Consider the following 11,731-nt stretch of genomic DNA (forward strand, 5'->3'; position numbering starts at 1 on the left):
GGGCATTGACCGCCATGGCAAGGAAGGCGCAGGCATGAGGACCACGACCGGCAGCTACCTCACCCTGGACGACGGCCGTCCCGGAGTCCGGTTCACCCGCACGTACGAGAAGCCGATCGACCGCGTCTGGCGCTATGTCACCGACCCGGTCGACCTCGCGCACTGGTTCCCCTCGAAGTTCGAGGCCGGGGAGTTGAGCCCCGGCGCGACGATCCGCTTCTTCGACGACCCGAACATGCCGGAGTCCGTCGGCACGGTCGTCGCCGCGGAGCCCCCGCGCCACTTCTCCTTCACGTGGGGAGGCGACGAGCTCCAGTACGACCTGGAGAAGCGCGGTGACGGAGGCACGCACCTGACGCTCACCAACGTGCTGCTCAGCGCGGACGCGGCGGCACGCAACGCGGCGGGCTGGGAGGTCTGCCTGCTCGCCCTTGACGCGGCCGACCGCGGCGAGCCCCTGTCGGAGGACCACACGGGAGCGACGCCGCCGTGGAAGGAGCTGTACGACGCCTACCTGGCCGCCGGCTTCCCGTCCGGCGCCCCCGTGCCCGGCATGGAAGAGGAGTCCTGAGGCACACGCACCGCGTGTGCACACGGTCACAGCCTGAATAGCGGGATGCCACGAATGGGCGCAAAATCGGACACATGTCCTTTATGTCCGCGAGTGTGACGTGGCTCGGACTCGGCCTCACGGTCGGTACCGCGGGACTGGTGACCTACGGTCTTGCGGTGCTCCCGTGCGGAGCCTCGGTCCGGCAGCAGGATGCCGAGGCGGTCTGCCGCCCGGCCAGGCGGACGGCGCTCGTCCTCGGTGCGCTCGGCATCGCGGCGTTCACCGTCGGAACGGTGTTCCTGTTCCTGAGCCTGACGAACTTCGGCTGAGAATGAAGGAGTACTCCATGACCAGTGGTCAGAACACCATCATCGCCCCCGTCCGCGACCTCGCCGCCGCCAAGGCCGTCTACACCAAACTGCTCGGCGTGGAGCCGTCGTCGGACGAGGTGTACTACGTGGGCTACGACGTGGCGGGACAGCACTTCGGCCTGAACCCGGGCGGGCACCAGCAGGGCATGACCGGTCCCGTGGGCTACTGGACCGTCGACGACATCCAGGGGATGGTCGCGTCCCTGGTCGAGTCCGGCGCCGAGGTCGTCCAGGACGTCACGGAGGTCGGGCCCGGACGGCGGATCGCGTCGCTGAAGGACGCGGACGGCAATGTCTTCGGAGTGCTCCAGGACGGCTGACCGGTCCGGGAACGAGGAGTGGGGCCGGGCCCGAAGGCCGCGGCCCCACCCGATTCCCGGTGCTACGCACCGCTCCCGTAGGGGCGGGTGATCGCTTCCATACCGTGTCCGGCGGGGTCCATGAAGTACACGCCACGGCCTCCGTCGTTGTGGTTGATCTCGCCCGGCAGCCTTCCGTGCGGATCGGCGTAGTAGGTGAGCCCCGCCTCCTTGATGCGCCGGAAGATCCCGTCGAACTCCTCCTCGGTGACGAGGAAGGCGTAGTGCTGCGGGACGATGGACCCGGCGGGAGCCGTCGCGAAGTCCAGGGTCACGCCGTTGCTGAGGTCGAGCGGGATGAACGGGCCCCATTCGTCGCCCACTTCGAGCCCCAGGATGCCCGCGAGGAACTCGGCGGACTCCCGCTTGTCCCGGGAGTGGACGATGGTGTGATTGAGCTGAACTGCCATGGTGGATTGCCCTCCAGAAGGCAACTCCGGCACCTCCATGCCTCACCCGGTCGGTGACCGGCACGCGATGCTGCCGGGGATCTTAGACACGGTGCCGCGCTCGGGGCCAGTGGGTTTCCGGCTACGGTTCCGGCGTCAGTCCAGGACCAGTTCCGGGTCGTACATGTCGAGCCAGAGCGCCAGGTCCAGCGTGCGCTCCAGGCCACGCCGTGAGGCCTGCGTGATCTGCGGCGTCTCGCGGTGGGCGGCGACGCTGAGCCGGTCCCTGTCGACGATCTCGAAGACCCGGTGCGAGGGCTTCGCGAGCAGATCCTTGGCGTGCTCCTGCAGCGCGAGCGCGTACTTCGGATCCTGCGTCGACGGGTAGGGGCTCTTGACCCGGTCGTACACCGACGTCGGCAGCACGTCCGCCGTCGCCTCGCGCAGCAGCGACTTCTCCCGGCCGTCGAACGACTTCAGCGCCCACGGTGTGTTGTAGACGTACTCGACGAGCCGGTGGTCGCAGAACGGGACCCGCACCTCGAGGCCCACCGCCATGCTCGCCCGGTCCTTGCGGTCGAGCAGGACCCGCACGAAGCGGGTCAGGTGCAGGTAGCAGATGCGGCGCATCTTGTACTCGAAGTCGCTCTCGCCCTCCAGGCGCTGGATGTCGCGCACCGCTTCGGCGTAGCTGTCGGCCGTGTACCCCTCCAGGTCGAGCCGCTTGGTGAGCTCCGGCCTGATCACGTCCGAGTCGTCACCGATGTGCTTGCCCATGCTCACCAGCCACGGGAACGCCTCCGTGTTGCGGGCCTCCTCGTCGAAGAACTGGAGGTAGCCGCCGAAGACCTCGTCCGCCGACTCGCCGGACAGGGCCACCGTCGAGTGCTCGCGGATCGCCTTGAACAGCAGGTACAGGGAGGCGTCCATGTCGCCGAAACCGGCCGGAACGTCGCGTGCCCGGATGACGCGGGCGCGCACCTCGGGGTCGGCCAGCGCGTTCGAGTCGAGCACGATGTCCTCGTGGTCGGTCCCCGACGCCTGCGCCACGTCGTGCACGTAGGGGGTGTCGGGCGTGCCGCGCAGCTCGTCGGCGACGAAGTTCTCGGCCTGGCCGAGGAAGTCGACCGCGAAGCTGCGCACGGTCTCCTGGCCGGCCAGCTGCTTCGCGGCGATCGCCGTCATCGCGGAGGAGTCGAGGCCGCCCGACAGGAGCGTGCAGCGCGGCACGTCCGAGACGAGCTGGCGGCGCACGATGTCGTCGAGCAGCTCACGCACGTGGGCGATGGTCGTTTCCTGGTCGTCGGTGTGCGGCTTCGTCTCCAGCGTCCAGTACGCGTGCTGCCGCAGCCCGGAGTGGTCGACGGTGACGACGGTGCCCGGCTCGACCTCGTGCATGCCGTCCCACACGGCGTGCCCCGGAGTCTTCACGAACGTGAACAACTCGCGCAGACCGTCGAGGGTGACACGGCGCGCGGCGAGTGGATTGGCGAGGATCGCCTTGGGCTCGGAGCCGAACAGCACGCCGTCCGGGGTCTCGTAGAAGTAGAAGGGCTTGATGCCCATCCGGTCGCGGATCATGACGAGCTTGTCGGTGCGGCCGTCCCAGATGGCGAACGCGTACATGCCGTTGAGACGCTCGGGCAGGTCCTCGCCCCACTCGAGGTAGCCGTGCAGCACCACCTCGGTGTCGGAGTCCGTGCGGAACTCGTGGCCGAGGGCCGCCAGTTCGGCACGGAGCTCGGTGTAGTTGTACGTCTCGCCCGAGTACACCAGGGCGACGTTCCCGGTCGGTGTCTCGACGGTCATGGGCTGCCGGCCACCCGGCAGGTCGATGATGGCGAGCCTGCGGTGACCGAGGGCCGCGGGACCCTCGATCCAGGTGCCGCGGTCGTCGGGACCGCGGCACTCCATGGTCTGGGTCATCGCATCCACTGTCTCGGCCGAGGCCCGCAGGTCACGGTCGAAGGAAACCCAGCCGGTGATGCCACACATAACGCTTCCTCCTGCTCGCCGTACGGCCGTGGCCAACCGGGGCGACAAGTTGTACACGGCATCTATGTGTCGAGCGTGTGTCATGGCGGCGGGGTCGGTCAATGCGCCCGTAACGCAAGGGAAATGCCGAACCGAGCGATTCAAGCCCCGGTCCGGCCGAAAAGCGGAATGATCCCCTTCGCAAACCCCTTGCGGCGTGGGCCTCGTGAATAAAGTTGCCTTGGGCGACCAGAACGATCCGGCCAACGGCAAAGACTTGATCAATCCTCGAACGTCGCCGCCGCGAGCCCGAACGACAGCGTCATGCCGATCCCCGACGTCACCGAGATGGCCCGCACGCCCGGCGCCACCTCGCGGATGAGTAGCGGCCCGCGGGGGCTGCTGGCGTACACACCCTGCCACCGTTCGGTGACCCGTACCGAGGGGACGCCCAGGACGCGGGAGGCCTCGCGCAGCAGCAGCTCCGTCGTCGCCTCGTCCTGGAACGGGATCTCCGTCGCGTCGTACGCGTGCGAGTCGCCGACCAGGACCGTACCGTCGGGCAGCCGCGTGAACATCACGTTGGCGACCACGTTCAGCAACTCCGGGCTGTGCGCCGTGACTTCGTCCCGAAGCCGGTTGGCCGATGGCATCGCGGTGAAGCCGTCGTAGCGCAGCATCGACGTCGCGGTCAGCACGGCCGAGTCCGTACGGAAGGCGTCGGGCGCCGCGACCCTGGCCATGGACAGGCGGCACCGCTCGATGCCGTGCGCCTCCGCCTCGGCCGGATACAGCCGGTCCAGGTCGTGGCCCACGCAGAGCAGGATCCGGTCCCCGTGCACGGGGCCGCGGCTGGTGTGCACCGTGCCGGACTCGACGCCGACCACATTCGTGCCCCAGGAGACCGTCACGGCGGGCTGCTCGGCCAGCCAGTCCGCGAGTCGCGGCGCCGCCTCGCGCGGGTCGACCCGGAGGTCCGCGGGCAGCAGCGCGCCGCCGACCAGGTCCTCGCGCCCCTCGGCGGCGCGGCCGAGCGCCTCGCCCACCTCCTCGCGCGTGCGCAGCCGCACCGCGTCCGCGCCCCGCTCGTCCCGCAGCTCCTCCAGGACCGCAAGCTCGGTCGCCGACCGGGCCACCACCAGGGCGCCCGCCTCCGGCGCCCACAGCCCGGCCGACTTGGCGGCGTCCAGCCAGCCGGAGCGCGAGCGCAGCGCGAGGTCGAGGAGTTCGCCGCGCTGCGCCGTGACACAGCAGTGGCCGAAATTGCGCACGGACGCGCCCACCGGCCGCCGGTCCCGCTCGACCACCGTGACGCTGAGCCCCCGGCGCACCGCCTCGAAGGCGTGGGCGAGGCCGACGATGCCGGCGCCGACCACGACGAGGTCGCTGCGGCCGGAGGGGAGGGCGATGGAGGGTGCTGATGCGTTGTTCATGACACCAAGCCTGCGGACCGGCCGACGCCACCCGCAAGGGTTGTCTATACAAGTTTCCCCGTTGTTTACCAGCTGTGCGCCGAGATCGCTCTTGCTCAGCCCGTCCTCGGGCTGAGAAACTCGACTTGTGAAGACAAGTGGTGAGAACGGGCCGCTGCACCAGCGGCTCGGCGCCGAGTTCCGGCGACGCATCGAGTCGGGGGAGTGGCCCGAAGGGACGCCCGTGCCGAGCGAGGCGCAGCTGTGCGAGGAGTTCGGGACCTCGCGCGGCCCCGTGCGCCAGGCGCTCGCGCAACTGCGGGCCGACGGTCATCTGGCCGGCGGGCGCGGCAAATCGCCCGTCGCCCGCAGGGTCACGCCCTCGCAGCCGTTCGCCTCGCTGATGTCGTTCACGCAGTGGGCCGAGTCGATCGGGCGGACCCCCGGCCAGCACACCGTGGAGGTGGCCCGGCGCCGCGCGACCCCCGAGGCTGCCGCGCGCCTGGGCCTCGACGAGGGCGCGCCGGGCATCGACCTCGTCCGGCTGCGCCGTCTCGACGGGGTGCCCGCGATGGTCGAGCGGTCCACGTTCGTCCTCGACGTCGGCCTGCACCTGTTCGCGTTCGACCCGGACGAGGGTTCGGTCTACGACGCGCTCACCTCGTGCGGCGTCGACCTGCACCGCGCGCGGCACACCATCGACGCCGTCGCGGCGGACCCCGAGGACGCCGAACTCCTCGGCGTCGCACCCGGCCAACCCCTGCTCCGCGTACGGAGGTTGACGTACACCGGCGACGGCAGGCCCGTCGAGTACGCGGATGATCGTTATCTGCCGTCCATGGCCACGTTCACCATCGAGAACACCATGGACGGACGCACCGTCGCCGCCCGCGGCGGCACCGCAGACACCAGCACCACACGTGAGGAAGCCCAGTGATCGAACTCGCCGTCTTCGACATGGCAGGTACCACCATCGACGAGCACGGGGCCGTATACGACGCGCTGCGGCACGCCGTCGAGTCCACCGGCGTCCGCGTCGACCCGGTCGACCTGCAGACCTGGATGGGCACCGACAAGCGCGAGGCCATCGCCGCGCTCGTCCGCATCGGCGGCGGCGCCCCCGACGCGGAGCTCGTCGAGCGACAGTACGAGGTGTTCCGCGCCACCCTGCGCGAGAGCTACGCGAAGCAGCCGCCGGAGCCGATCGCCAACGCGGACAAGGCACTTGAAGCGCTGCGCACCCGCGGCATCAAGATCGCCCTCACCACCGGCTTCAGCGCGGACGTGGCGCTGCCCCTGCTCGACTCGCTCGGCTGGTCCACCGGCGAGGGCGGCAACCTCGACGCGGTCGTCACCTCCGACGAGGTGCCCCGCGGCCGACCCGCCCCGTACATGATCCAGCGCGCCATGGAGAAGACCGGGACCGTCGACGTACGGAAGGTCCTCGTGGCCGGTGACACGGTCGTGGACCTGGAGGCCGGGTTCAACGCGGGCGCGAGCGTCGTGGTCGGCGTGCTCACGGGACAGCTCACCCGCGAGCAGCTCGAAGCCCACCCGCACACCTACGTGTTGGACGGCGTCGCCGACCTCCCGGGAATCGCCGAAACCCGGGCCGACGGCTGAGCCCGTCCGTCAGCTGAGCGCCGCGTCCACGATCGCCTGCGCCTCGCTCTGCACCTGAGCGAGGTGCTCGGCGCCGTGGAACGACTCGGCGTAGATCTTGTAGACGTCCTCCGTGCCACTGGGCCGGGCCGCGAACCACGCGTTCTCGGTGGTCACCTTGAGGCCGCCGATGGCCGCGCCGTTGCCCGGTGCCTCGGAAAGGCGGGCCGTGATCGGCTCGCCCGCGAGGGTGTCGGCGGTGATCGCGTCGCCGGTCAGCTTCGCGAGGCGGGCCTTCTGCTCCTTCGTCGCCTTGGCGTCCACGCGCGCGTAGGCGGCGCCCGACGCGCCGTGCTCGGCGGCGAGTTCGGCGTAGTACGCGGACGGCGTCTTCCCGGTGACGGCGGTGATCTCGGCGGCCAGCAGGGCGAGCAGGATGCCGTCCTTGTCGGTGGTCCACACGCTCCCGTCCTTGCGGACGAAGCTCGCCCCGGCGCTCTCCTCGCCGCCGAACGCCACCGAGCCGTCGACCAGGCCCGGCACGAACCACTTGAACCCGACGGGCACTTCGACGAGTTCGCGGCCGAGGGTGGCGGCGATCCGGTCGATGACGGCGGACGACACGAGCGTCTTGCCGATCGCCGCGGACGCCGGCCACTGGGGCCTGTGGCCGAACAAGTAGTGGATGGCGACGGCCAGATAGTGGTTCGGGTTCATCAGGCCCGCGTCCGGGGTGACGATGCCGTGCCGGTCGGCGTCCGCGTCGTTGCCGGTCAGCAGGTCGAAATCGTGGCGCCGCGCGAGCACCGAGGCCATCGCGGGCGCCGACGACGGGTCCATCCGGATCTTGCCGTCCCAGTCGAGCGTCATGAAACGCCACGTCGGGTCGGTCTCCGGGTTCACCACGGTCAGGTCGAGCCCGTACATCTCGGCGATCCGTGCCCAGTAGTGCACACTCGCGCCACCCAGCGGATCGGCGCCGACCCGCACACCCGAGGCGCGGATGGCGTCGATGTCGATGATGTCCTTGAGGTCCTCGACGTAGCGCTCACGGAAGTCGTACGGCTCCCAGGCCGCCTCTTCGACCGTGCGCGGCGCCCAACTGGCGTCCTCCAGCAGCTCGTTGGCGCGATCGGCGATCCACGAGGTGGTGGCGGAGTCAGCGGGGCCGCCGTGCGGAGGGTTGTACTTGAAGCCGCCGTCGCGGGGCGGATTGTGGCTCGGTGTGATCACGATGCCGTCGGCGCGCTCGTCCGTCCCCTCGCGGTTCCAGCGCAGGATCGCGTGGCTGAGCGCGGGCGTCGGCACGAAGTCCTCGTGCGCGTCGGCCAACACCCGCACGCCGTGCGCCGCGAGAACACCGAGGGCGGTCTTCAGGGCGGGCTGCGACAGGGCGTGCGTGTCCGGGCCGATGAAGAGGGGGCCCGTGATGCCCTCGGCCGCGCGGTGCTCGACGATCGCCTGGGTGATCGCGGCGATGTGCTTCTCGTTGAAGGCCCCGTCGAGGCTCGAGCCGCGATGGCCACTCGTGCCGAAGACGACGCGTTGCTCGGGGCGCGTGACGTCCGGCTCGCGTGTGTAGTACGCGTCGATCAGTTCGTCGACGTCGACGAGATCGCCCGGCAGGGCGGGGGTTCCTGAGCGCTCAGCAGTCATGGGAGCAGTCTCCCACCTGCGCCTATGAAGAAAAGTGGGCGGCACAGGCGGGAGACGGGTTCCGGGCCTTCGGGTCCCGGGCTGTGCTCAGTCCTCCCCGGACTCCTGCTGGTTCTTGACGATCTCCGAGAGGACGGCGAGGACCTGCGACTCCGCCTGGTCCTTCTCGATCCCGAGGCCGGTGAGCAGCCCCGAGCCGTTCTCGTGCTCCAGGAGCGCGAGCAGGATGTGCTCGGTGCCGATGTAGTTGTGGCCCAGGCGCAGCGCCTCACGGAACGTCAGCTCCAGGGCCTTCTTGGCGTCGGCGTCGAACGGCACCAGGGCCGGCATGTCGTCGGACTTCGCGGGCAGTTCGGCCGTGGCGGCCTGCCGCACCGTGTCCAGAAGCACGTCCTGCGCGAGCATCGCCCGGGCGGCGAGGCCCTCCGGCTCGTGCAACAGGCCGAGCACCAGGTGGGCGGGGGTGATGGTGGCGTTGCTCGCGGCGCGGGCCTCGTTCTGCGCGGAGACGACCACGTTGCGGGCGCGTTCGGTGTAGCGGCTGAAGCCCTGACTGGGGTCCAGGTCGGACTCGGAGCCCTTGGCCACGAAGCGCTTCTGCGCGGCCTGGCGGGTGACTCCCATGCTCTTGCCGATGTCCGTCCAGGAGGCGCCGGAGCGGCGGGCCTGGTCGACGAAGTGGCCGATCAGATGGTCGGCGATGTCGCCGAGGTGGTCCGCCGCGATGACGGCGTTCTGGAGCTGGTCGAGTGCGTCGGCGTTCGACTTCTTGATGGCGTCGATCAGGTCGTCGAGGCGGATGGAGGGCGTGCCGGATTCAGTCATGACGCAACCGTAGGTTGACAGTCTTGAGGTGTCAACCCAACGTTGACACCCTTCTGGTGCGGTTCACACCACCGGCGGATTCAACTGCCGGAAGCCGTCCTGGGTCCGGTACGGGTAGTAGGGATACGGCGCCTTCGTCTCGCTCGCCGCGTCCAGCTTCGCCACCTGCTCGGGGGTGAGCTCCCAGCCGATGGCGCCCAGGTTCTGCGTCAGTTGCTCCTCGTTGCGGGCCCCGATCAGCACCGTGGACACGGTGGGCCGGCGCAGCAGCCAGTTGATGGCGATCTGCGGGACGGCCTTCCCGGTCTCCTCGGCGACCTCGTCCAGTGCGTCCATCACCCGGTACAGGTGCTCGTCCTCGATGGGTGGCCCGAACTGCGCGGTCTCGTGCAGCCTGCTGTCGGCGGGCAACGGCTGCCCGCGCCGGATCTTCCCGGTGAGCCGCCCCCAGCCGAGCGGGCTCCACACCACGGCGCCGACGCCCTCCTCCTTGGCGAGCGGCATCAACTCCCACTCGTAGTCCCGGCCGACGAGCGAGTAGTACACCTGGTGTGCGGCGAACCGCGGCCGCCCGTGCCTCTCGGCCTCGGAGAGCCCCTTCATCAGCTGCCAGCCCGCGTAGTTGGAGACGCCGGTGTGGCGGATCTTTCCGGCGCGCACCAGGTCCTCGAGCGTGGCGAGTACCTCCTCGACCGGCGTGCTCGCGTCGTACGCGTGCAGCTGGAACAGGTCGATGTAATCGGTGTCGAGGCGCCGCAACGCGGCGTCGACGGACGCGATCAGGCGAGAGCGCGAAACCCCGGCGTCGTACGGTCCCTCGCCGGTCGGCAGTGCCGCCTTGGTCGAGATGAGCGCCTGGTCGCGCCGGCCCTTGAGCGCGGCGCCGAGCACTTCCTCGGAGGCCCCGTCCGAGTATACGTCGGCGGTGTCGAACAGGGTGACTCCGGCCTCCAGGCTGAGATCGACCATCCGTCGCGCCTCGTCGATCCCGTTCGTCCCCCACGCCGAGAACAGGGGGCCACGCCCGCCGAAGGTTCCGGCCCCGAAACCCAACGCCGGAACCTTCAGGCCGGACGTCCCCAGCTGTCGGTACTCCATGTCGATCCCCTTGATGGTCGCTCGCGTCGATGAGTTCACCCCTAAAGGGATTGTGGTCCCGTTAGGAAGTGACGCAACCGTAGCAGGAAGTCGTTCAATAATGGAACTGTGGTGCCGATAGGCTGGTTGGGCTACGGCTCCGTGTGGAGCTTGAACGGAGAGAGTTGTGGTGAGAGAGAATCGAACAGTCACGATCCGCCGCGCCACGTCAGGGGAACCAGACCGATGCCCGCAGCCCACGTCACCCTCGCCGACGTCCTGAGTGCCGCCGCCCCGGAGGCCACCGGCGCCCTCTGGCGGCTCGACGGCGCGGCCCGCCAGCTCGACGCCAACGTCGTCCGCCTGCGGCCGGGCGGGGGCGGCGACGCGTATGTGGAGGCAGAACTCGACGTGCTCCTCGTCGTCGTGGAGGGCCACGGCACGCTGCACCGTGCGGGCGTGGACGAGGAAGTGGCGCCCGGCACGCTCGTGTTCGTACCGCGCGGCGAGCGGCGCGCGGTCAGCGCCGGTGCGGACGGGCTCGTCTACCTCACGGCACACCGCAGGCGGCCCGGCATGACCATCCGCCGCGCCGAACCGCAGGTCACGACCGAGGGCGGCGAGGCACCCTGCCTGCTGCCCCGGGTGTGCGCGTCCTGCGGGCAGGCGGCCGACGACGCCGGTGCGCGGTACTGCGCCCGATGCGGGGAGCGCCTGGAGGGAGAGCGAGGGGCACAGTGATCCGGCCGTACTTGAGTCGCAGGGATCACGCCAGACGGCGCGTTCCGGCGTTCAAGTACCGCCCTGAGTACGGGATGTGGCGCCGCACCCCGTAACTTCACGCCAGTGATTCAACACGGGAAGTTACCCGAAATTCGGGGGTGCGGGATGAAGTCCGGGGCCGCCTTCGGCAGACTCCGGGGCACGGCGGCCGCACACTCGGGCAGCGGCCGCCAGGGGAGGGAGCACCACCGGGGAGTCCGTGGGCGTGGGGCACGCGGACTCCCCGACCCGCCGCAGGCGTTGCGTGGCACGGCGCCCGCCGCTGGCTACGGTTCCGGCATGGCCGACTACCGCATTGAGACCGTCCGCAACGGCGACCGCGACTGGACCGCGCGCAACGACCGGGGCGCCGAGGTCCGCATCGCCCCCGCCGACAGCGAGGAAGCACAGCCGTCCTTCACCCCGGTCGAACTCCTCCTCGCCGCGCTCGGCGGCTGCGGCGGCCTCGTCGTCGACCGCACGGCCCGCACAGTTCCGCACGACGAGCTGCGGATCACCGTCGAGTCCGTGTCACGGCCGGAGGACGACGGGCGCGTCGGATCCGTCCGTGTCTCGTACGAGATCGAGCTGCCGGAAGGCGACACGGACGCCGCCGAGGCGCTCGAACGCGGCATCCGGCTGACCCACGAGAAGTACTGCACGGTCAGCCGCACCGTCGAACACGGCGCGCGCGTCGAGGCGTTGGGCCCCGACGGCACGATGCTCTTCATGGGCGGCTGACCGGGCGACC

13 protein-coding genes are annotated in these 11,731 nt (G+C 70.1%); 7 read left to right on the plus strand and 6 right to left on the minus strand.

Annotation, left to right across the window (positions count from 1 at the left end; genetic code table 11):
- Positions 1-34 precede the first annotated feature (34 nt).
- The 3 genes from ACWD2L_RS06400 to ACWD2L_RS06410 all read left to right on the plus strand — a co-directional run bounded on the left by ACWD2L_RS06400 (position 35) and on the right by ACWD2L_RS06410 (position 1,244).
- Positions 35-571: an SRPBCC family protein gene (locus tag ACWD2L_RS06400; protein WP_351331489.1), complete on the plus strand. Its 537-nt coding sequence runs from the start codon at positions 35-37 to the stop codon at positions 569-571.
- Positions 572-645: 74 nt separating this feature from the next.
- Positions 646-882, plus strand: a complete 237-nt coding sequence (locus ACWD2L_RS06405) for a hypothetical protein (protein ID WP_351331490.1) — start codon at positions 646-648, stop codon at positions 880-882.
- Positions 883-899: 17 nt separating this feature from the next.
- Positions 900-1,244 (plus strand): VOC family protein, encoded by a 345-nt coding sequence (locus tag ACWD2L_RS06410; RefSeq protein WP_351331491.1) that lies wholly within the window; start codon positions 900-902, stop codon positions 1,242-1,244.
- Positions 1,245-1,306: 62 nt separating this feature from the next.
- Here ACWD2L_RS06410 and ACWD2L_RS06415 read toward each other — a convergent pair whose 3' ends face one another.
- The 3 genes from ACWD2L_RS06415 to ACWD2L_RS06425 all read right to left on the minus strand — a co-directional run bounded on the left by ACWD2L_RS06415 (position 1,307) and on the right by ACWD2L_RS06425 (position 5,079).
- On the minus strand, positions 1,307-1,693 hold the full coding sequence (locus ACWD2L_RS06415; protein WP_351331492.1) for a VOC family protein: 387 nt from the start codon (positions 1,691-1,693) through the stop codon (positions 1,307-1,309).
- Positions 1,694-1,828: 135 nt separating this feature from the next.
- The gene (asnB, locus tag ACWD2L_RS06420; RefSeq protein ID WP_351331493.1) at positions 1,829-3,667 is read right to left on the minus strand and encodes an asparagine synthase (glutamine-hydrolyzing); all 1,839 of its coding nucleotides are present in this window, start codon (positions 3,665-3,667) and stop codon (positions 1,829-1,831) included.
- A gap of 260 nt (positions 3,668-3,927) precedes the next feature.
- Positions 3,928-5,079: a TIGR03364 family FAD-dependent oxidoreductase gene (locus ACWD2L_RS06425; protein WP_351331494.1), complete on the minus strand. Its 1,152-nt coding sequence runs from the start codon at positions 5,077-5,079 to the stop codon at positions 3,928-3,930.
- Positions 5,080-5,206: 127 nt separating this feature from the next.
- On the opposite strand from ACWD2L_RS06425, the gene ACWD2L_RS06430 reads away from it, so the two are divergent.
- Positions 5,207-5,995, plus strand: coding sequence for a GntR family transcriptional regulator (locus tag ACWD2L_RS06430; protein WP_351331495.1), 789 nt, complete (start codon positions 5,207-5,209; stop codon positions 5,993-5,995).
- Positions 5,992-6,681: a phosphonatase-like hydrolase gene (locus tag ACWD2L_RS06435; RefSeq protein WP_351331496.1), complete on the plus strand. Its 690-nt coding sequence runs from the start codon at positions 5,992-5,994 to the stop codon at positions 6,679-6,681. The genes ACWD2L_RS06430 and ACWD2L_RS06435 overlap by 4 nt, the downstream gene beginning before the upstream one ends.
- A gap of 9 nt (positions 6,682-6,690) precedes the next feature.
- Here the strand turns inward: ACWD2L_RS06435 and pgm are convergent, their stop codons facing one another.
- The 3 genes from pgm to ACWD2L_RS06450 form a co-directional block, all read right to left on the minus strand.
- Entirely contained in the window at positions 6,691-8,316 is a 1,626-nt protein-coding gene (pgm, locus tag ACWD2L_RS06440) for a phosphoglucomutase (alpha-D-glucose-1,6-bisphosphate-dependent) (protein WP_351331497.1), read from the minus strand.
- Between the two features lie 87 nt (positions 8,317-8,403).
- Complete coding sequence (locus ACWD2L_RS06445; protein ID WP_351331498.1) at positions 8,404-9,141, minus strand: Clp protease N-terminal domain-containing protein; 738 nt, start codon at positions 9,139-9,141, stop codon at positions 8,404-8,406.
- Between the two features lie 63 nt (positions 9,142-9,204).
- Positions 9,205-10,239 (minus strand): aldo/keto reductase, encoded by a 1,035-nt coding sequence (locus ACWD2L_RS06450; protein ID WP_351331499.1) that lies wholly within the window; start codon positions 10,237-10,239, stop codon positions 9,205-9,207.
- 225 nt (positions 10,240-10,464) lie between these two features.
- Here ACWD2L_RS06450 and ACWD2L_RS06455 point away from each other — a divergent pair, with 225 nt between their 5' ends.
- The gene (locus ACWD2L_RS06455; protein ID WP_351331500.1) at positions 10,465-10,959 is read left to right on the plus strand and encodes a cupin domain-containing protein; all 495 of its coding nucleotides are present in this window, start codon (positions 10,465-10,467) and stop codon (positions 10,957-10,959) included.
- Positions 10,960-11,280: 321 nt separating this feature from the next.
- Positions 11,281-11,721 carry an OsmC family protein gene (locus ACWD2L_RS06460; protein WP_351331501.1) on the plus strand — a complete coding sequence of 147 codons (441 nt, stop codon included), beginning with the start codon at positions 11,281-11,283 and terminating at the stop codon, positions 11,719-11,721.
- The last annotated feature ends 10 nt before the right edge of the window (positions 11,722-11,731 follow it).

The organism is Streptomyces sp. NPDC002754, assembly GCF_053592315.1.

Coding starts and splice junctions, on each gene's coding strand:
- ACWD2L_RS06455 (WP_351331500.1), top strand. CDS start 10,465: ATGCCCGCAGCCCACGTCACCCTCGCCGACGTCCTGAGTGCCGCCGCC.
- ACWD2L_RS06425 (WP_351331494.1), bottom strand. CDS start 5,079: ATGAACAACGCATCAGCACCCTCCATCGCCCTCCCCTCCGGCCGCAGC.
- ACWD2L_RS06450 (WP_351331499.1), bottom strand. CDS start 10,239: ATGGAGTACCGACAGCTGGGGACGTCCGGCCTGAAGGTTCCGGCGTTG.
- pgm (WP_351331497.1), bottom strand. CDS start 8,316: ATGACTGCTGAGCGCTCAGGAACCCCCGCCCTGCCGGGCGATCTCGTC.
- ACWD2L_RS06410 (WP_351331491.1), top strand. CDS start 900: ATGACCAGTGGTCAGAACACCATCATCGCCCCCGTCCGCGACCTCGCC.
- asnB (WP_351331493.1), bottom strand. CDS start 3,667: ATGTGTGGCATCACCGGCTGGGTTTCCTTCGACCGTGACCTGCGGGCC.
- ACWD2L_RS06415 (WP_351331492.1), bottom strand. CDS start 1,693: ATGGCAGTTCAGCTCAATCACACCATCGTCCACTCCCGGGACAAGCGG.
- ACWD2L_RS06400 (WP_351331489.1), top strand. CDS start 35: ATGAGGACCACGACCGGCAGCTACCTCACCCTGGACGACGGCCGTCCC.
- ACWD2L_RS06460 (WP_351331501.1), top strand. CDS start 11,281: ATGGCCGACTACCGCATTGAGACCGTCCGCAACGGCGACCGCGACTGG.
- ACWD2L_RS06405 (WP_351331490.1), top strand. CDS start 646: ATGTCCTTTATGTCCGCGAGTGTGACGTGGCTCGGACTCGGCCTCACG.
- ACWD2L_RS06445 (WP_351331498.1), bottom strand. CDS start 9,141: ATGACTGAATCCGGCACGCCCTCCATCCGCCTCGACGACCTGATCGAC.